Source organism: Reichenbachiella agarivorans (genome assembly GCF_025502585.1).
Classification (GTDB): domain Bacteria; phylum Bacteroidota; class Bacteroidia; order Cytophagales; family Cyclobacteriaceae; genus Reichenbachiella; species Reichenbachiella agarivorans.
In genome coordinates this window covers 230676-248510 of record NZ_CP106679.1, presented here as the reverse complement: position 1 = coordinate 248510, position 17835 = coordinate 230676, and the positions used below count along the sequence as shown (strand labels likewise).

Annotated in this window: 18 protein-coding genes and 4 tRNA genes; 9 read left to right on the top strand and 13 right to left on the bottom strand. The window is 42.3% G+C overall.

What is annotated here, in order from left to right; translation table 11 throughout:
• Positions 1–47: 47 nt before the first annotated feature.
• The 3 genes from N6H18_RS01060 to N6H18_RS01050 form a co-directional block, all read right to left on the bottom strand.
• Positions 48–650, bottom strand: coding sequence for a superoxide dismutase (locus N6H18_RS01060; protein WP_262309997.1), 603 nt, complete (start codon positions 648–650; stop codon positions 48–50).
• Positions 651–764: 114 nt separating this feature from the next.
• On the bottom strand, positions 765–1214 hold the full coding sequence (locus N6H18_RS01055; protein WP_262309996.1) for a nucleoside deaminase: 450 nt from the start codon (positions 1212–1214) through the stop codon (positions 765–767).
• A complete protein-coding gene (locus N6H18_RS01050) occupies positions 1211–1765 on the bottom strand; it encodes a hypothetical protein (RefSeq protein WP_262309995.1) in 555 nt (184 codons plus the stop codon). Before N6H18_RS01050 ends, N6H18_RS01055 begins: the two co-directional genes overlap by 4 nt.
• 116 nt (positions 1766–1881) lie before the next feature.
• Between N6H18_RS01050 and aspS the strand changes: the two genes are divergently transcribed.
• From aspS to N6H18_RS01025, 5 genes are all read left to right on the top strand, one after another.
• A complete protein-coding gene (gene aspS, locus N6H18_RS01045; protein ID WP_262309994.1) occupies positions 1882–3636 on the top strand; it encodes an aspartate--tRNA ligase in 1755 nt (584 codons plus the stop codon).
• A gap of 2 nt (positions 3637–3638) precedes the next feature.
• Positions 3639–4730 (top strand): BamA/TamA family outer membrane protein, encoded by a 1092-nt coding sequence (locus tag N6H18_RS01040; RefSeq protein WP_262309993.1) that lies wholly within the window; start codon positions 3639–3641, stop codon positions 4728–4730.
• Between the two features lie 59 nt (positions 4731–4789).
• Positions 4790–5149, top strand: a complete 360-nt coding sequence (locus N6H18_RS01035; protein ID WP_262309992.1) for a response regulator — start codon at positions 4790–4792, stop codon at positions 5147–5149.
• Positions 5150–5151: 2 nt separating this feature from the next.
• Positions 5152–5553, top strand: a complete 402-nt coding sequence (locus tag N6H18_RS01030; RefSeq protein WP_262309991.1) for a DUF2721 domain-containing protein — start codon at positions 5152–5154, stop codon at positions 5551–5553.
• Positions 5554–5906: 353 nt separating this feature from the next.
• Positions 5907–7472, top strand: a complete 1566-nt coding sequence (locus tag N6H18_RS01025) for a glycosyltransferase (RefSeq protein ID WP_262309990.1) — start codon at positions 5907–5909, stop codon at positions 7470–7472.
• 200 nt (positions 7473–7672) lie between these two features.
• Here the strand turns inward: N6H18_RS01025 and N6H18_RS01020 are convergent.
• The 7 genes from N6H18_RS01020 to N6H18_RS00990 all read right to left on the bottom strand — a co-directional run bounded on the left by N6H18_RS01020 (position 7673) and on the right by N6H18_RS00990 (position 11382).
• Positions 7673–7746 (bottom strand) — tRNA-Pro (locus N6H18_RS01020).
• A gap of 100 nt (positions 7747–7846) precedes the next feature.
• Positions 7847–7920: transfer RNA gene (locus N6H18_RS01015), tRNA-Pro, on the bottom strand.
• Positions 7921–8059: 139 nt separating this feature from the next.
• Positions 8060–8133, bottom strand: a tRNA-Arg gene (locus N6H18_RS01010).
• A gap of 40 nt (positions 8134–8173) precedes the next feature.
• Positions 8174–8260: transfer RNA gene (locus N6H18_RS01005), tRNA-Ser, on the bottom strand.
• Positions 8261–8423: 163 nt separating this feature from the next.
• The gene (gene arsC / locus N6H18_RS01000) at positions 8424–8765 is read right to left on the bottom strand and encodes an arsenate reductase (glutaredoxin) (RefSeq protein ID WP_262309989.1); all 342 of its coding nucleotides are present in this window, start codon (positions 8763–8765) and stop codon (positions 8424–8426) included.
• The gene (locus tag N6H18_RS00995) at positions 8762–10093 is read right to left on the bottom strand and encodes a 1-acyl-sn-glycerol-3-phosphate acyltransferase (protein ID WP_262309988.1); all 1332 of its coding nucleotides are present in this window, start codon (positions 10091–10093) and stop codon (positions 8762–8764) included. The genes arsC and N6H18_RS00995 overlap by 4 nt, the downstream gene beginning before the upstream one ends.
• On the bottom strand, positions 10090–11382 hold the full coding sequence (locus N6H18_RS00990; RefSeq protein ID WP_262309987.1) for an MFS transporter: 1293 nt from the start codon (positions 11380–11382) through the stop codon (positions 10090–10092). The genes N6H18_RS00995 and N6H18_RS00990 overlap by 4 nt, the downstream gene beginning before the upstream one ends.
• A gap of 124 nt (positions 11383–11506) precedes the next feature.
• Between N6H18_RS00990 and N6H18_RS00985 the strand changes: the two genes are divergently transcribed.
• The gene (locus N6H18_RS00985; RefSeq protein WP_262309986.1) at positions 11507–11668 is read left to right on the top strand and encodes a hypothetical protein; all 162 of its coding nucleotides are present in this window, start codon (positions 11507–11509) and stop codon (positions 11666–11668) included.
• Positions 11669–11759: 91 nt separating this feature from the next.
• Here N6H18_RS00985 and N6H18_RS00980 read toward each other — a convergent pair whose 3' ends face one another.
• The 3 genes from N6H18_RS00980 to N6H18_RS00970 are packed head-to-tail and all read right to left on the bottom strand — an operon-like array spanning position 11760 to position 15074.
• The gene (locus tag N6H18_RS00980; protein WP_262309985.1) at positions 11760–12770 is read right to left on the bottom strand and encodes an alpha/beta hydrolase; all 1011 of its coding nucleotides are present in this window, start codon (positions 12768–12770) and stop codon (positions 11760–11762) included.
• A complete protein-coding gene (locus N6H18_RS00975) occupies positions 12754–13404 on the bottom strand; it encodes an alpha/beta hydrolase (RefSeq protein ID WP_262309984.1) in 651 nt (216 codons plus the stop codon). The genes N6H18_RS00980 and N6H18_RS00975 overlap by 17 nt, the downstream gene beginning before the upstream one ends.
• The gene (locus tag N6H18_RS00970) at positions 13404–15074 is read right to left on the bottom strand and encodes an NAD(P)/FAD-dependent oxidoreductase (RefSeq protein WP_262309983.1); all 1671 of its coding nucleotides are present in this window, start codon (positions 15072–15074) and stop codon (positions 13404–13406) included. Before N6H18_RS00970 ends, N6H18_RS00975 begins: the two co-directional genes overlap by 1 nt.
• 202 nt (positions 15075–15276) lie before the next feature.
• Here N6H18_RS00970 and N6H18_RS00965 point away from each other — a divergent pair, with 202 nt between their 5' ends.
• Genes N6H18_RS00965 through N6H18_RS00955 form a run of 3 tightly spaced genes read left to right on the top strand, consistent with a single transcriptional unit; the run spans position 15277 to position 17819 of the window.
• Positions 15277–15756, top strand: a complete 480-nt coding sequence (locus tag N6H18_RS00965; RefSeq protein ID WP_262309982.1) for a hypothetical protein — start codon at positions 15277–15279, stop codon at positions 15754–15756.
• Between the two features lie 15 nt (positions 15757–15771).
• Positions 15772–16668 carry a hypothetical protein gene (locus N6H18_RS00960; protein ID WP_262309981.1) on the top strand — a complete coding sequence of 299 codons (897 nt, stop codon included), beginning with the start codon at positions 15772–15774 and terminating at the stop codon, positions 16666–16668.
• 8 nt (positions 16669–16676) lie between these two features.
• Complete coding sequence (locus N6H18_RS00955) at positions 16677–17819, top strand: beta-ketoacyl-ACP synthase III (RefSeq protein WP_262309980.1); 1143 nt, start codon at positions 16677–16679, stop codon at positions 17817–17819.
• Positions 17820–17835 lie beyond the last annotated feature (16 nt).

The window sequence follows — 17835 nt, the reverse complement described above, 5'->3', positions numbered from 1 at the left end:
GCATGGAGTTCCATACAAGGCTTTTGGTGTCAGCTAATTGGCTAAAATTATTTAGCAGCTGCGAATCTTTTGTTTACTTCTGTCCAATTGATCACATTGAAGAATGCGGTGATGTAATCAGGACGTCTGTTTTGATAGTTCAAGTAGTAAGCGTGCTCCCATACATCCAATCCGAGGATAGGAGTACCTTCGCAGCCTGCCTGAGGCATCAATGGATTGTCTTGGTTGGCAGTAGAGCAAATCTCTAATTTACCACCTTTGACACACAACCAAGCCCATCCAGAACCGAATCTTGTGGCGCCAGCTTTGGCAAATTCAGTTTTGAAGTTGTCATAAGAACCAAATGCTGAATCGATAGCTGCTGCTATGTCTCCAGTTGGGTTTCCGCCACCGTCAGGACTCATTACTGTCCAAAATAGAGAATGGTTAAAGTGACCTCCGCCATTGTTTCTGACAGCGGTGTTGTCACAGTGATTCTTCATCAAATCTTCTAGAGATTTTCCTTCCATCTCTGTGCCAGCAATAGCAGCATTGAGGTTGGTTACGTATGCGTTGTGGTGTTTTCCATGGTGGATTTCCATGGTTTGTTTGTCGATGCTAGGTGCTAGTGCATCGTGTGCGTATGGTAAAGATGGTAATTCGAATGCCATGATATTGTCGTTTTATGGTGTTAAAAATAATTACTCGTAAAAGTAGAATTTCTTTGACAGAAAGAAAGAAAAAATGATCATCATTCTCTCTTGTCAATCGATTGTTTCTGGTTGTTACTTACGAAGATCAGAAAAGAAAGATGTAATTAGTTGTCCACATTCCTGTTCTAGGACTCCTCCTTTGAGTTTGGCTTTGGGATGGAGGATTTGAGCGTTGTGTTTGCTAAAGCCTCGTTTTTCATCATGTGCTCCGTAGATTATCTCGTCTAGCTGAGACCAATAAGTAGCACCTGCACACATGGTACATGGCTCTAGCGTGACGTAGAGTTTGCAATTGGTTAGGTATTTAGCTCCTAGGTAATTGGCCGCCGAGGTGATTGCAAGCATCTCAGCATGGGCAGTGACATCATTGAGTCGCTCGGTTTGGTTGTAGGCTCTGGCGATGATTTTGTTATCACAGACCACTACTGCACCCACGGGCACTTCTCCTTCTTCAAATGCATACTGTGCTTGCTTGAGTGCTTCCTTCATAAAGGCTTCATCACTGTGTAGTCCAGGGATCATTTCAATTTGCCTTTGATGTGGATGCCTTCCATGATTTGGTGAGAGGTAGTTTGCCATTCACTCTGCAACTGCGAAGGGCATGTGAAGTTGAATACTAATGCATGTCGACCGACAATCACATATTGGATGAGTGTGTATTTTTGGATAGGAGCATCTTGCCTGAAGGACTTTTCATCTGGTTTGACCGTAGAGACAAACTCCATGTAGACATGTTTGCGCCCATTTACCTCTCTGCTGCCTTCAGAAATGATTTTGACATCATCATACAAACTAAAAACATTCGACTTTTGGAAGCTTGCCATGATCTCGATGTCTTTTTCGTTCCATTCAGTGACGGATTTGTTGACACCTAGATCGATCATGAGGCTATTGTCAGTGTAGAGTGCAAGAGGTCTTTTGGTGGTAAAGTATTTGGATACGATCTCGTCATCGGTCATGGGACGAAACCCTGATGGGATGGGCATAGAGATGTTTTCTGTGACTTGAGTAGGAATTAAGTCAATGGCAAGGCTTTTGAAAAACAGACAGGTGATAATGAATAAGAGTTGCATGAACTGAGATTTAAGGTTCTTTGTGAAAAAACAAAATTAAAGTAGTTGGCTATGAAGCCCAATACCTTACAATGATTAAATTTGCGCCTCATTTTTTTACTACTAATAAGATAAGCATGCTGAGAACTCATACTTGTGGAGAATTAAGATCCGCTAACGCTGGCAACCAAGTGACACTATGTGGCTGGGTGCAGAAAGTAAGAGACAAGGGAGGAATGGTCTGGGTTGACCTCCGAGATAGATATGGTGTGACACAGTTGATCTTCGAAGAAGGTGTAACTGACTCTGCTGTATTGACCAAAGCTAAGACACTGGGGCGAGAGTTCGTTTTGCAGGTGACAGGTGAAGTAGTAGAGCGCTATGCTAAGAATGACAATATGCCGACCGGTAATATTGAAATCAAAGTGGCTGCATTGGAAATACTCAACGCGTCTAAAGTACCTCCTTTTATCATCGACAATGATACAGATGGTGGAGAAGAGGTCAGAATGAAATATAGATACCTCGATCTGAGAAGAAATGAGGTGCGTGACAAATTGATGCTGAGACACAAGATGCTGCAAGCTACGAGAAAGTACCTTTCTGACTCAGATTTCATGGAAGTCGAAACACCAGTATTGATCAAGTCAACTCCTGAGGGAGCACGTGACTTTGTCGTGCCATCTAGGGTGAACAAAGGAGAATTCTACGCTTTGCCACAGTCTCCTCAGACTTTCAAGCAATTGCTGATGGTGTCTGGGTTTGACAGGTATTTCCAGATTGTGAAGTGTTTTAGAGACGAAGACTTGAGAGCAGATCGCCAGCCTGAGTTTACTCAGATTGACTGTGAGATGTCTTTCGTTACGCAAGAAGATATATTGAATACATTCGAAGGCTTGACTCGATTCTTGTTCAAAGAAGCACTCGGTGTAGAAGTAGGAGAGTTTGTACACATGCAGTACGATGATGCTATGCGTTTGTACGGATCAGACAAACCAGACGTAAGATTCGGGATGCAATTCGTGGAGCTCAATGATGTAGCACAAAACAAAGGATTCTCTGTGTTTGATGATGCGGAGCTAGTAGTTGGGATATGTGCAGAAGGGTGTGGTGAGTGGACTAGAAAACAATTGGATGCTTTGACTGACTATGTCAAGAGACCACAGGTAGGTGCCAAAGGCTTGGTGCATGTGAAGTGCAACGAAGACGGTACGTTCAAGTCTTCCGTTGATAAGTTCTTCTCACAAGAGGATCTGAAACTATGGGCAGACAAGGCTGGAGCCAAATCAGGAGACTTGCTACTCGTGATGTCTGGGACTGTCAATGCCGCCAGAAAACAAATGAATGATTTACGTCTCCACATGGGTGATTTACTGGAGTTGAAGGATCCAATGAATTTTAAGCCTCTTTGGGTACTAGACTTTCCATTGCTAGAGTGGGACGAGGATTCTAAGAGATACCACGCGATGCACCACCCATTTACCTCTCCAAAATTGGATCAAATCCCAATGTTGGATACTGATCCAGGAGCTGTCAAGGCCAACGCCTATGACTTGGTTATCAATGGTGTGGAGATTGGTGGAGGATCGATCAGAATTCACGATAAACAGACACAAGCCCTGATGTTCAAACATCTAGGTTTTAGTGATGCAGAGGCCAAAGCTCAGTTTGGGTTCTTGATGGAAGCCTTCGAATATGGTGCGCCTCCTCACGGTGGAATCGCCTTTGGTTTTGACAGACTTTGCTCGATGTTTGGAGGATCTGATTCGATCAGAGACTTCATCGCATTCCCTAAGAATACTTCTGCCAGAGATGTGATGATAGAATCACCATCACCAATTGCTCAGGAGCAATTGGAAGAGTTAGGACTCAAAGTAGTGCCTAGCCTCTAAGTGTGAGAAATAGTCTTTTCACTATCGCTCTCTTGTTTTTGGCTCTTGTATCAAAGGGACAAGAGAGCGATAGTGCAAAAAACACAACGAAAAAATTCGCTATTTATCCAGCATTGGCGTATTCGCCAGAGAGCAAACTCAACATCGGAGCGATTGCTTTCATAGTGTTGGATAGACCTACCAGTCAGAGTGGTTATTATAGACCTACATCTATTACGCCCTACTTGGTTTTCACAACCAACAAGCAGATTCTTTTCAAGTCTGAGTTTGATTTTTATACCAAAAGGGGAATCAATATTGGGTTAATCTCTAGGCTCTACAAATACCCAGACTCTTATTATGGAATAGGGAATGATACGAGTCCAGATTCTACGGAGCGCTATGATAACAACTACCTTCAGTTGGAAGGCAGGGTACTAAAACCGCATAATGCCAACTTGTTTTATGGTCTGGTGTATGATATCCAGTTTAATGATATCATGCCAATAGAAGGTGGGATGTTGGATGCTGATGATCCCAACGGTGTACATGGTGGTAGAAATATCGGGATAGGACCAGCTGCCAGCTATGATTCTCGCAACAGTACACTCTATCCAACCGAAGGAAAATACATCACTGCATCGATTAATCTATATAGCAAGGCGATCGGAAGTCAATTTAACTACGTAAAGTATTCGTTCGATTTCCGTCATTATTTTGAACTCTTGGGGCCTAAAAACATACTAGCGTATCAGTTTAAGGCTGATTTGTCTTCGGGAACGGACATCCCTTTTTACAAGCTAAACTTCATGGGAGGAGACAATCGGTTGAGAGGATTTGATCATCAGAATCTTTACAGAGACAGACAGTCGATGTATTTTCAAGTAGAAGCGCGGCAAGAGTTGTTTTGGAGGTTTGGAGGTGTGATATTTGCAGGTGTGGGAGAGGTATTTGATACCTTTTCTAATTTTAATACTGACAATGTCAGGTTTGTGTATGGATTGGGAGGTAGATTCCAAGCCATCAAAGATAAAAAGCTAAATATCAGAGCTGATTTGGGATTTAGTGACAATGGACAATACGGAGTGTACTTGTCTGTAAGGGAGGCATTTTGATTGTTGTAAATATTTACTACTTTACATTCAAACCAGCTGGAAAAGGATTTTTTAATTTTATGTCAGAGAAGAAAAAACTACTGTACGTAGATGATGAGGTAGCCAACCTCAACGTATTTAGGATAGCATTCAAAAGAAAGTATGATGTGACTACCGCAGGTAGTGCAGAGGAAGGAATGGAGCTTTTGGCCAATGAAAAATACGATATCATCGTCTGTGATCACCGCATGCCGGGTATGACAGGAGTAGAGATGCTTGCCAAAGTCAGTGATGAATACCCACACATGATCAGGATCATTATTTCTGAATACATCAATGATGAAATCATCCGTCACGCAATGAAATCATACAATCTGGATGGCAGTATGGGCAAGCCGTGGGATGCCGGTGAGTTGATTGCCATCATCGAAGGTCAATAATATTGCAACTGGATATATCTACACCGGCTCTGTTGTTTCCAGCCATTACCTTGTTGTTGCTGGCATATACCAATCGTTTTCTCGCACTGGCAACTTTGATACGGGGACTGCATAGTGAGTACCAAAAGAACAACGAGCTCAAACTGGTGGTAGTGCAGATCAAAAACCTAAGGAATAGGCTCAATCTCGTTCGGCGTATGCAAGCGATGGGCGTGTTGAGTTTTCTCTTCACTGTGGCATGCATGATCGCTTTGTTTCAAGAGCTATATACCATTGCCAATTATCTCTTTGGGATCAGTTTGATTTCTTTGTTACTTTCGTTGGTTTTTTCATTGATTGAAATCCAAATTTCTACCAAGGCACTCAATATAGAGTTGAGTGATATGGAGGATACCTTGCTATGACTCGTTAGGCCTTGGTTACGATTTGTTTGGTATTTACTTCTTGGCAAACTATTTGTCCGATAAGTATAGCACCTATCTCTCAATCTCTTATTTAGCGTTTATTTGCTCATTGAAGCAGAATCAAGGTTTCCACAGTTAGTAGAGATGTACCCCAAAGTGTAGAAACATTCTACACTTTGCCCCATGGGTCAATTGTCCAAAACCCCTCATACGCTTCGTTTTCCTGCTCATACCTATTGGCATATTACTTGACAACTTAGAGCTTGTCTACTTCTTCCTCCTATTCAGGATTTGCTTGTCAGATTTTGGATAGGAGTATGAAGAGGGCTAATCAAAGTATCAAAATATAAGCAATGAGAACAGCAAAGTTGAGAAGTGATAAAGTCACTCCTGAGAAAATACTCTTCACAGAAAAATTTACAACTGCGTGCAAGCAGCATCTATCCAACCTCCTGATTTTTATCTATAGCAAATTCTTGAAATGGGGCATTTCTCCTCGCAAGGTAGAGGTAGATACTTTGGACTCCAAGGGTCTAGTCAGCCATGCGAAGGAAACGCTCAATCCAATGGGTTTTTTGGTTCGTCTGATTACACTTTTACTTTTGGGTACAGCTGTGTTTTTAGTTTATGAATTACAACCACTTTTTGATCAGGTTCAGACCGAAAGAGCCAATTCTCCACTAGGATTTGTGTTCATCGTGGTGAGTACATCATTGTTGCTCTTCAAGGGTGGCTTCTTTTTGTACGATTTGTTTTTATTTTTCAGGTACAAGGTGACTCCATCAGTCTCTGACGAACTCCTACCGAGTTGCTCTATCATAGTACCAGCTTACAACGAAGGCAAGCTTGTTTTAGACACTTTAATGAGTATTGCAGACAGTGATTTTCCAGAGGGTAAAATGCAACTGGTAGCGATAGATGATGGTAGCAAGGATGATACCTGGCAATGGATGCAAAAGGCCAAGGCGCAGCTGGGTGATCGTCTCTCGATCTATCAGCAACCTAAAAATATGGGAAAGCGTCATGCGCTGTACAGAGGATTTAAATTGGCTACTGGAGAGGTGTTTGTGACAATTGATAGTGATTCGATCATCAAGAAAGACACACTACGCAATCTAATCAGTCCATTCGTTACGGATGAAAACTGTGGCGCAGTGGCTGGCAATGTCAGAGTACTCAATAATCAACGAGCCATTATCCCACGGATGCTCAGTGTGAGCTTTGTGTTTAGTTTCGAATTTATCCGTTCTGCGCAGGGTAGTTTGAAGACTGTGCTCTGTACACCAGGAGCCTTGGCTGCCTATCGCAAAGATGCCGTCATGTCTTGTCTGACCGAATGGGTCAATCAGACGTTCATGGGGCAGCCATCTGATATAGGTGAAGATCGTGCGATGACCAATATGATCTTGAAGCAAGGATACCACGTATTGTTTCAGAAAAATGCTCACGTACTGACCAATGTACCTGAGAGTTACAGTGGGTTGTACAAGATGTTTATTCGTTGGGAGCGGAGCAACGTCCGTGAGAATATCATGATGTCACAATTTGTATTCAAGGATTTTAGAGAGGGCTCTAAATTTGGAGCGAGACTGTTGTTTGTGAATCAATGGCTCAGGATTTTGACTGCCTATCCTTTCATCATCTTGATGATGATATTTATACTGACACATCCTGTGTTGTTTGTGAGTTCTACGTTGCTCAGTATTTTGGTTTTATCTAGTTTTCCTGCCTTGTTTTATGCCAGAAAATACAATATCTACGAGTCTTTTTGGGCGTATTCGTACAGTATCTTGTATACCTTCGGATTGTTTTGGATCACACCTTATGCCATTGCTACGGCGAGCAAAAGAGGTTGGCTAACACGTGAATTGTCGGAGGAAGATGTCGCATTGAGCAATCTTGAATCATCTGTTAGTTAAAGAGAGATAAGTTCTGTCGGTCATGAGTGATTGTGTGACCTCACTAACCTAGCAGAGCAAGTTTTTTTCCAATGCTCTTTTTTCTGGCAAAGAAAATTAATTATAACATCCCCCAACTTTATTGACCGATCCTGTTTCAGGACGGGAGAGAAACTAAAAACAAAAAGCCTAGCAAAATGCTAGGCTTTTGTGTTATTCAGTCGGGATGACAGGATTTGAACCTGCGACCCCTTGCACCCCATGCAAGTACGCTACCGGGCTGCGCTACATCCCGAATAAGAAGTGACAATTTAGCAGAGAACTAGTCAAAACCAAAAACACTTTTTATCAAAACTGAAAAGAAAAAAGCCACTTCGAAAAGTGGCTTTTTGTAGTCGGGATACCAGGATTCGAACCTGGGACCCCCTGGTCCCAAACCAGGTGCGCTACCGGACTGCGCTACATCCCGAGCTATAAATTGTCACCGGTAAATTTGACAATCTCTTGTGATCCATTCAGAACTCGAATCGAATCGTCGAACCGCTAAAACCTACTGTTTAGAAGGCTGTTGCAATTACAATTTTCCTCTTGTCAATCACGAATCTTTGTGATCCATTCAGGACTCGAACCTGAAACCTACTGCTTAGAAGGCAGTTGCTCTATCCAGTTGAGCTAATGGACCAGCGATATTTTTCAGAAGACTTTTTCTTCTACATTTTGTGCGGAGAGAGGGGGATTCGAACCCCCGGAGCGTTTTCACGCTCGCATGTTTAGCAAACATGTGGTTTCAGCCACTCACCCACCTCTCCGGGACTAAAATTCCCTCGTTTCCTGAATACTTTTGAGTACCTCTCAAAAACGAGATGCAAATATAGCATAACATTTTTGAGAACTGCAACGTGAATTTGAAAAATACTGGATGTTTTTGTGAAAAAATGTATAACCGTTTGATTGTCCTTCAATTAGCTTGACTTATAATATTTCTAGCACATTTTCAGGAGGTCGTCCGATGACTGCTCGACCATTTTTCACTACGATGGGTCGCTCAATTAGAATGGGGTTTTGTACCATGGCTTCTACCCATTGATTCTCGCTTAGATTTTTGCCTTTGTATTGTTCTTTGTAGATGTTTTCCCCTTTTCGAACCAGGGATTCTGCAGAGATACCGAGCTGTTGGATCAGGGTGGTCAATTCATTCTCAGTCAGTGGTGTTTTGAGGTATTCGATGATGTCTAGATCTTCATCTTTTTCTTGTAGTAGTGTCAGGGCGTTTCTGCTTTTCCCACATCGGGGATTGTGATAGATTTTCGTCATTTTGTTCTGTTCAAATACAATTGTGTGGCATTGTCTAGTTCTTGTCTGATGTCGGTGCTGAGCTGGTTCAAATGTGCCATTTGCTCTCTCTTGTTTTTGCCTAGAAGTATGCGAACATATCGCCAGGTTCGTTTGGCAAAGCGGTAATAGGGTAGGGCATACATGCAGCTCAGCGGTAGAGAAACTAAGTACAGGATACATTGAAACCATGTCAGTCCCAGCTGCATATAAGCGAGCCATATCCATCCCAGGTAACAAATCGGAAACAGTAGAATGCCTAAAACCAAAGAAATGGAAGCATGGTACTCTTTTTCGGAACTTATTTTTTTGGAGAGATAAGCGGGGAGCTGTATAGGAATAAAATTGTGTATCACGCCGTACAGAAATATTGGAAAGCCTAACAGGAGATAGATGGCTTTGCCTAGTTGGGAGATGACCTGTCTTAGGACGCCTTGTTTTCCTTTGTCTTTAGCCTTTAGTTCGTTGAATACTTCATCTACGGCATTGATTTTTTCTTTGAGTTCTTCGTAGCGGTCGGGGTGGTAGAGGTTGAAATAGTTGATGGCAGCTACGATCTCTTGGTTGATTTTGAAATCACTTTCGGAACTAAATTCACGTTTGAGTTGATTTTTGTAGATTCTCTTGATTTGAAAAAATAGCGTCTCGTGTTCTGGATGGTCGGTGTGGAGGGTGAGCTGCTCCAATGAACTTCGGATATCCGAAGTGAGGGTTTTGACAGTTTCGATTTCATCAGACTGGTATTGAGACTGGTAATCTGCCACCGAAATTACCTCCCCAAAATTCACATAGACCTTGCTTCTGAATTGAGTGGGGTTGTTGTAAAACAATCCGACAGGAAGGATTTTTGTCCCCAATTGGAAATCATGGTGCTGCTCTGTACCGAAGGCAATACGTGCACCACCTGTTTTGATCTTTCGGAGTTTGAGTTCATGGATACTCGTCCCTTCTGGAAAAATGGTCAATGTGTTTTTATGTCCCAAAAAGTCATAGCAAGCCCTGAAACTCTCCTCGTTGTTGAGGGATTGTCCTGCACTGATATCCTGCTCTCGGTAGACAGGTATCACATGAAAGTACTCGAAAACCTTGCTGACAATGCCATTGACGAAAATGGAGGCGTTTGCCAAAAAGCCGATTTTCTGCTTAAACAGGATTGCTAGTAGCAGGGGATCCATTAGCGTGTTGGGGTGATTGCTCATGATAATCAGTGGGCCTTTGTGAGGAATATTAAAAGGCTTGGTAATTACGACATCACGATAAAACGCATGAATCGCAATCCGTACGATCTCTCTGAGCAAACGGTAAATCACGCAGACTTATCTTTGAGTCGGGTAAAAAACAATATCAACAGCCCTACTCCAAAAAATAGGGTCATGAAAAGGATGGAGTTCCTCATCGTCCCAGTTAGATTTAAAATGGTGCCGTAGGTAAGCGTGCCAATGACAATCGCGAGCTTCTCAGTCACATCATAGAAACTAAAGTAGGAAGCGGTGTCTTTGGTGTCCTCAGGAATCAATTTGGAATAGGTAGAGCGAGAGATTGACTGTATACCACCCATCACCAAGCCTAATAGAGCTGCGAGTCCATAGAAGGCGGTTTTGTCTTGAATCAAATAAGCCATGATGCAGATGGCAATCCAAACGATTACTGAAATCATGATGGAGACTTTGTTTCCCTTCCAAATAGAGATGCGGGCGAATAAGTATGCTCCACCGATGGCTACTAGTTGGATGATCAGGATGACGATGATCATCTCAGCGGATTCCATGCCGATTTCGTTGGCAGCAAAGAGTGGCGCGAGTAGCATGACAGTTTGGACTCCCATGCTGTAGAAGAAGAACGAACTCAAGAAGCGAATGGAGTTGATGCGGGTTTGGAGCGAAAGAAAGACTTTTTTCAATTCTCTGAATCCAGCACTCAATACTTCAGAGTTGATTTTATTTTTTGTAGGCAGGTCTTCCAGTTTGGAAAGTGCAATATGCGAGAATCCGAACCACCAGAGGCCTACCATGAGGAAGACAAATTTTGTAGCAGCACCTGCACCGTCAAACCCAAAAGTCTCAGGCATCTGTACGAGTACCAAACTCACAATAAGCAATAGCACAGAGCCAATATAGCCCATCGAAAATCCCTTGGCACTGACGGCATCCATTTTGCTTTCAGAGACAATCTCTGGTAAAAAGGCGTTGTAAAATACGACGGAAGAAGCGTAACCAATGCTCGCTGTGATAGCGAGTAGGATACCAAGCTCTATGTTGGCACCATCAAAGAAGTAAAGTCCCATGCATGCAATCGAACCAAGATAAGTAAAGAAGCGCATGAATGCCTTTTTAGCTCCCCTGTAATCAGCAATCCCGGATAGAATAGGGTAGAGAATCACTGCGATCAAGAATGAAAAAGAGATGGCATATGAGTACAATACAGAACTATCGATTTGTATCCCAAAGAAGGACACCATGCCGTCTTCTCCGAATGCTGCCTTGGTGGCGTTGCTGTAGTAGATGGGGAATATGGCAGTCGTGACGATGAGGTTGTACACGGAGTTGGCCCAGTCATAGGAGCACCAGGCGTTGATGGTTTTTTTGTCATCTAAAATCATGTCGCCAAGATATTCATTTTTGGATGGAAAGGGGAATGACCGATTTTAATTATAAATTAAAACTAAGCAAATATGGATTTTCTGAAATTGTCATTAATATTGAGCCGAATTAAAATCAGCAAAAATGAGCAGTCAAACAAAATCCACCTTGAAACTTATCGCCATCCTCCTTGTCCTCATGATGGTACTGATGCACCTCAATTTGGTGATTATCCCAGTTTTGGTTTCTTATAAGTTTTGGATCGTGGTAGGCGCATTCATTCTGCTTTTGATTGCGGCGTTTTAGGCTTAGATTCCAGAACCAAGATGGTTCTAAAGATGTCTTGTAAGTGAGTTTTAGATTAACTATCACCAAGTATGGAGTATTTAATATATACTCATTTTCCTTCCTGTTTTTTATTGTCAGCATACCTGTGCTTCATGACGAAATCGGGGATCCAGATTTGCATGCTATCTTTTTGCGCATCCGTAGCGAGTCGAAGCGCGTGTCCCATTCCCTCTAGTGAGTAATAAGCATGGTCTACTCCAAAATCCGTTAATCGCTGATTTAGGATTTCAGATTGGCTGTGAGGCACGATGATGTCCGCATCGCCTTGTATGATCAAAGTTGGTGATGCTTGTGATGTGATGTATCTGACAGGAGAATATTTGGCCATGAATTCTTGGGCTCTTAAGCTGTCTGATTTAGGATCAAAACCACATATTTGTTGCGTGATATCTAGGTTTTTGGCGATGCTGCCTGGTACTTTGGCTAGTAGGGATTGAAGACTGTCTATGGATTGTGAATAATAGAGTGACTGGAGATCGCTAGGCCCATATATGTCTACAACTGACCTGATTGTGGGCATGGAGTGGTCAATACCAAAATCATATGGGTCACTATAGGATAGCATCATGGCAATTTGTGCCCCAGCAGATTCTCCCATCAAATTCACATTGTCCAGATCTAAGTTGTATTGTTGTGCATGTGTTTTTATCCATTTTAGTGCGTCAAAACCATCAATGATACATGCTGGGAATGGTGATTTTCCCTCATGGGCTAGGGTGTATGCAGGGGATACAATGGTGTAGCCGTTTTCACGAAGTGTGTTGATGGCATCATTGAATCTATTGATGTTGATGGCTTCTTTTCGTCCCAAGACCCAAGCTCCTCCATGAAAATACACCAAGACTGGTGAGATCGTATAGACTTGATTGGTAGGTCGATAGAGGTCTAAATGTAGACCAGGTTTGTATTCAAGTTGGTATTCGACTGTTCCTTGCAGAATAGGAGCTTTGTTGGAAACGAAAAAGAAGAGCAAATAACACAAGACTATGCAAGTCGCCAATAGAGATGCTAACAGTATAGATTTGATTTTCTTTTTTAGTTTCTTATTCTTTCGTGTCATTGTGATAGATTTTCCGAATCAATTCATTGATTTCATTGGATCTATTCATAATCATGCCGTGACCCGCACCATGTATTTTTATTACTTCAGCCCTTTTGGGACAGTTGAGTACTTTGTCCTTGGTGCCGTGTATCATCATCACTCGGTGAGATTGATGCTCATTTTGCCAAGTGGAGATGCTGTGCATGGCCCATTTGGTGAAATGGTCATCACTGTCTTTCAAAATCTCAAAAAGGAGTTCTTTGTATTTGTCTTGAACATCAAACAGCCTAGCAACATATTTGGGTTGGGGTCGAAATACAGACAAGGGTAGGTTTTTTAGTATGCCTGTCTTGCCTATGAACCTAAATATGGGGTTAAGGTCTGATTTGATTTGTGCAGAAGAAATAAGAATCACTCTTTCAGGATTCAGTATTTTCTCCATTTCTACAGCGACGATTCCACCAAAACTCACTCCCAATAACGAAAAGGCTTGGCTTGTGTCTATTTTTTGAGACAATCTTTTGGCGTATGCCGCCAATGACTCATCTGAGAGAGGAGGCAACCATGGGAGATGAATCAACTCATGACCAGTGTCTAGGTTTGAGAACACCCTTTCGTCCGCACCTAGGCCACTGATCGTGTAAATTCTCATCAAGCTTCTACTACGTCATAGAACCACATAGTTGCCAGGTCTTTTCTCATGTCTGGATCAGATGGAATTCCGTTTTCAGGCTGTGTATTGACGTTGTTGAGGTCCATGGTATATGGATCGACCAACATGTCGATAGGTGTACCATGTACTTTATGACTCACATGCCTAAATAACTCAGCAGCTAGTTTTTCGATGATGCCGATGTTTTCTGTGACCTTGTCCAAGAGGCTAGGAGTGTCATATTGAACCTCCAGACCGTGGTGGAATTTTCTCAAACAAGCCATGTCAAATGGGTCGACATATCTCTCTGAGACATCTGCAGTGTCGTGAGGTCTCCATGCGATGAACATATCCTGAACGTTTTTGTTGAGGATGCCGACTTTCCTGCCCAAGCTGTCTTCATTCGCAAATAGGGCTTTGAGGACTCTGAGGTTGGTGTATCCTTTGTTGGTAAAAAGCAAGGTAAAGAATGACCAGTAAACAGCCCAGTCCCAGAAAATCTTTGCGACCATGATTTGGCTGTTGCCCATCAATTGGTATTTGTCTAGGTAGGTAGGAATCCAGTGCTCGAAGATGCCAAAATGTGTTTTTTCGTACACATCTACATGGATGAATACCGGTTCTCCAGCTAAATCTCTTGTGATCAAATCCGTAATCCAGGTGTTGTTCATCGAGATAAAATCAGTGCCTGGAGAATAGAGTGGGTCAAGGAATACGCCAGAATCACCTGTGACAGCCCATCTTTGGTCTGAATAGAGTTTGCCACTATGGTGTGAATAATGTTTGAGTTGGAGGAAGTCGAGAATCTCATCTTTTTTGTGACCCATTTTTTCAAACGCCTGTGGCTCGTTTTTTTTGATCCACTCAAAGGCTTTGTCTTTGGTGTTGAAATCAGAGAAATCATGAAATCTAGGGTCTGCGACGATGCCCACACTGGTGTTGCCCGATGATAGGGGAATAAACCATAGCCAATAGCCCGTGTCCATCAAATGTACTGTGCCCAATCGTCTCAGACCTGGTTTGAGGAAATTAGTCCAGTTTTCATCAGTAGACCACTCATGTACATCGATTTCACCTTTGACTCTGAACCAAACAGCATTGACATTGTGATCCGTTGGTTTTTGGAAATCTTCTTGTCTTTTGAGGATCGCACCACGACCGGTAGAGTCGATTGTCCAGCGAGCTTTGACTTGTTTGGTTTCGCCTTCATTGATATAAGTGACGGTGTGGAGCTCCTCGCCAAATTCTACACTTTTGACACGGGCACCCATCAAGAAATCCGTCCCAGCTTCTTTGCTGCGTCGCATTAGCTCGTTTTCGAAGCTGCCGCGATCTAGTTGATGACTTGGGACAGGGAGGCGATTCCTAGGGCCGAGTTCTACTCTTTTTTCGATCTTGTTTTTATGCTTGGGAGAGAAGTAAAATCGCAATCCATGCTTGGGCAATTGCTCTGCATCGAGATAATCTTTGAGTCCTAATACTTCGCGTAAGTAATATGTGCCCAACTCAACAGTAGATTCTCCCACTTTGTGTGCAGCGGTAGGCGCTTCGTTTTTGCGCTGCTCCAATATCAATATGGAAATGTCTGGGTTGTCAATTCTCAATTGAAGGGATAAGGTCAATCCAGCCAAACCACCACCCATCAGTATTACATCATATTGATCTTTCATGTCGAAATTTATATCACGAAGTTTATTGTTTTGATGCCTCATATTCAGGGGTTGAGGCTTCAGGGCATAAATTTAATTATCTATTTATCATGACCAATATTTAATTTGGTTTGTCTATTAAATATATTGCTCTTTTTTTAATAGAAATGGTTCCGTTGGGGGATGATCAACTTATTGGTTTCTCAGTCATAAAAACTTACCTATGAAAATATTTCTGACATATATTTTGGTGTTTTCTTCCTTGGTATCAAGTACTATGGATAACACCAAGTTGGTGTATCAGGCACTGGCAGGAGACTCTTTAGAGTCCTTGGAAAAGGCATTGCACGAATTGAGCAAGCAAAAAGAAACATCTCTGATCAGAGCCTATCAAGGTGCATTGATTGCCAAGGAGGCTGAATATCAAAAAGGAGTGGGGGACAAAGTCAAATCCTTTAAGAAGGGAGCTACCATGTTGGAAGCAGAGATAGAAGCCAATCCGGAGGAAGTAGAATATCGATTTCTTCGATTGGCCATCCAAGAACAGAGCCCAGGGATATTGGGATATAAGGATAACATGGAAGAGGATAAGAAAATCATAATAGATAATTACTTAAGTTTGAAGCCAGCTTTGAAAAAGCAGATTGCACTTTATGCTAAGAAGTCATCTGTTATATCTAGTGATGATTTACCAACCAAATAAGAGTCTTTAGGATTCATGAAGAAAATATTAGCAATCAATTATTCGCAAACAGGTCAGCTGGACGAGATATTAGATCGTTTTCTAATCCCATTTGGTGAGGTGGAAAGGGTGAAAGTCCAGGTGAAAAGACCATTTGGATTTCCATGGAGTAGTGAGCGTTTTTTTGATGCCATGCCTGAATCTGTGTTGGAAGAACCTGTTGATTTGGAGCCGATGACTTTTGCCAACGAAGAGTATGATTTAATCATACTCGGGTATCAACCTTGGTTTTTGTCTCCTTCGATCCCTACGACATCTTTGCTCAAAAACGAGAAGTTTAAACAAATCATCAAAGGGAAGCCTGTTGTGACCGTAATTGGTGCTCGCAACATGTGGCTCAATGCACAGGACAGCGTGAAGACCATGTTGCGAGAGGCAGGAGCGACGTTGGTGGGAAATATCCCATTGATCGATCGATCCAACAACCTGACGAGTGTCGTGTCGATTTTGCACTGGATGCTAGACGGGAAGAAGACCAAACCACTGGGGATATTCCCAAAACCAGGAGTCAGTGACGAGGATATTCAGTATTCTGATCGCTTTGGCGTGCTGGTTAAGGAAAGCATGGATAAGGGAGATTATGTCGATCTGCAAAGCCAAATTTTGTCTCTAAACAGAATAAGTGTACCCACTAACATTTTGTTTATTGAGCAGAGAGCGAAAAAGTTATTTCAAATCTGGGCCAACATCATCAAGAAAAAGGGAACGACAGCAGCCAAAAGAAAACGATGGTTGGTAGGATTTAAATACTACCTCATTATTGCATTATTTGTAGTGTCACCTATTGTATTAACTATTTTTAATTTATTATTAAGACCCTTTACTCTGAGTTCTATTAAAAGGAAAAAGGAGTATTATTGCGGGGTTAACTGACAAGAGAGATGCCGGAAGTTTATATCACAAGAACGTCAAGTTTTTTACCCAATGACCTGATCAGCAATGAAGAGATGGAAGATTACTTGGGTTATGTCAATGGAGCCAAATCAAGGTCAAAGTCCATTGTATTAAGAAATAATAAGATCAAAGGAAGACATTACGCGATCACCAAAGAGGGTGTAGCGACACATACCAACTCACAAATGGTCTCTTTGGCCATCAAAAAGTTGTTTGAGTCTAATCCTGAAGAGATAAAGGAAGTGGATTTATTGTCTTGCGGGACATCTTCTCCCGACCAAATGATGCCCTCGCATGCTGTGATGGTGCATGGCTGGTTGCCGGAGATGAAGTCGATAGAAGTGGTGTCCCCATCGGGAGTTTGCTGCTCTGGGATGCATGCCTTCAAGTATGCCTACATGTCGATCAAAATTGGAGACAAGAAGAAGGCCATTACGACAGGTTCAGAGAGGTTGTCAAGAGTGTTGAGATCAGAGCAGTTCGAGGATGAAGTGAAGCACTTAGAAGCATTGGAGCAAAATCCAATGGTGGCTTTTCAAAAGGACTTTTTGAGATGGATGCTTTCAGATGGAGCAGCGACTTTTCTGCTCGAAGATAAGCCCAACCCAAATGGTCTCAACCTCAAAGTAGAGTGGGTGGAGGGAATATCGTATGCCAACGTACAGGAAGCCTGTATGTATATGGCTGCAGAAAAAGAAGAGGATGGTACGCTCAAGAGCTATATGGACTATGCGCCAGAGGATATCATGCACGAGTCAGTGATGACCATCAAGCAGGATACCAGACTGCTAGACAAAAATATTGTGAGCTTGGGATTCAATCACTTGATCAAAATACTCAAGGATAAAAATCAAAATGTGGACGAAGTAGATCACTTCTTGCCGCATTTGTCAAGCTTCTTTTTTGAAGATAAGATTGCCGATATATTGGAATCCAATGGTATGGGGATACCCAAAGAAAAATGGTTTACCAATCTCAGCAGCAAAGGAAACGTAGGTGCAGGATCGATCTACCTGATGGTGGATGAGTTGCTCAATAGTGGTCGATTGAAGAAAGGCGAAAAAGTGTTGTTGGCAGTACCAGAGAGTTCTAGATTCTCCTACGTGTTTTGCTATTTGACAGTATGCTAAACTCGCTCAAACCTAG

What these genes read in the sequence shown, in the direction of transcription:
- N6H18_RS01060 (WP_262309997.1), bottom strand. Translation starts at nt 650, where the DNA reads ATGGCATTCGAATTACCATCTTTACCATACGCACACGATGCACTAGCA.
- N6H18_RS01055 (WP_262309996.1), bottom strand. Translation starts at nt 1,214, where the DNA reads ATGATCCCTGGACTACACAGTGATGAAGCCTTTATGAAGGAAGCACTC.
- N6H18_RS01050 (WP_262309995.1), bottom strand. Translation starts at nt 1,765, where the DNA reads ATGCAACTCTTATTCATTATCACCTGTCTGTTTTTCAAAAGCCTTGCC.
- aspS (WP_262309994.1), top strand. Translation starts at nt 1,882, where the DNA reads ATGCTGAGAACTCATACTTGTGGAGAATTAAGATCCGCTAACGCTGGC.
- N6H18_RS01035 (WP_262309992.1), top strand. Translation starts at nt 4,790, where the DNA reads ATGTCAGAGAAGAAAAAACTACTGTACGTAGATGATGAGGTAGCCAAC.
- N6H18_RS01025 (WP_262309990.1), top strand. Translation starts at nt 5,907, where the DNA reads ATGAGAACAGCAAAGTTGAGAAGTGATAAAGTCACTCCTGAGAAAATA.
- arsC (WP_262309989.1), bottom strand. Translation starts at nt 8,765, where the DNA reads ATGACGAAAATCTATCACAATCCCCGATGTGGGAAAAGCAGAAACGCC.
- N6H18_RS00990 (WP_262309987.1), bottom strand. Translation starts at nt 11,382, where the DNA reads ATGATTTTAGATGACAAAAAAACCATCAACGCCTGGTGCTCCTATGAC.
- N6H18_RS00985 (WP_262309986.1), top strand. Translation starts at nt 11,507, where the DNA reads ATGAGCAGTCAAACAAAATCCACCTTGAAACTTATCGCCATCCTCCTT.
- N6H18_RS00980 (WP_262309985.1), bottom strand. Translation starts at nt 12,770, where the DNA reads ATGACACGAAAGAATAAGAAACTAAAAAAGAAAATCAAATCTATACTG.
- N6H18_RS00975 (WP_262309984.1), bottom strand. Translation starts at nt 13,404, where the DNA reads ATGAGAATTTACACGATCAGTGGCCTAGGTGCGGACGAAAGGGTGTTC.
- N6H18_RS00970 (WP_262309983.1), bottom strand. Translation starts at nt 15,074, where the DNA reads ATGAAAGATCAATATGATGTAATACTGATGGGTGGTGGTTTGGCTGGA.
- N6H18_RS00965 (WP_262309982.1), top strand. Translation starts at nt 15,277, where the DNA reads ATGAAAATATTTCTGACATATATTTTGGTGTTTTCTTCCTTGGTATCA.
- N6H18_RS00960 (WP_262309981.1), top strand. Translation starts at nt 15,772, where the DNA reads ATGAAGAAAATATTAGCAATCAATTATTCGCAAACAGGTCAGCTGGAC.
- N6H18_RS00955 (WP_262309980.1), top strand. Translation starts at nt 16,677, where the DNA reads ATGCCGGAAGTTTATATCACAAGAACGTCAAGTTTTTTACCCAATGAC.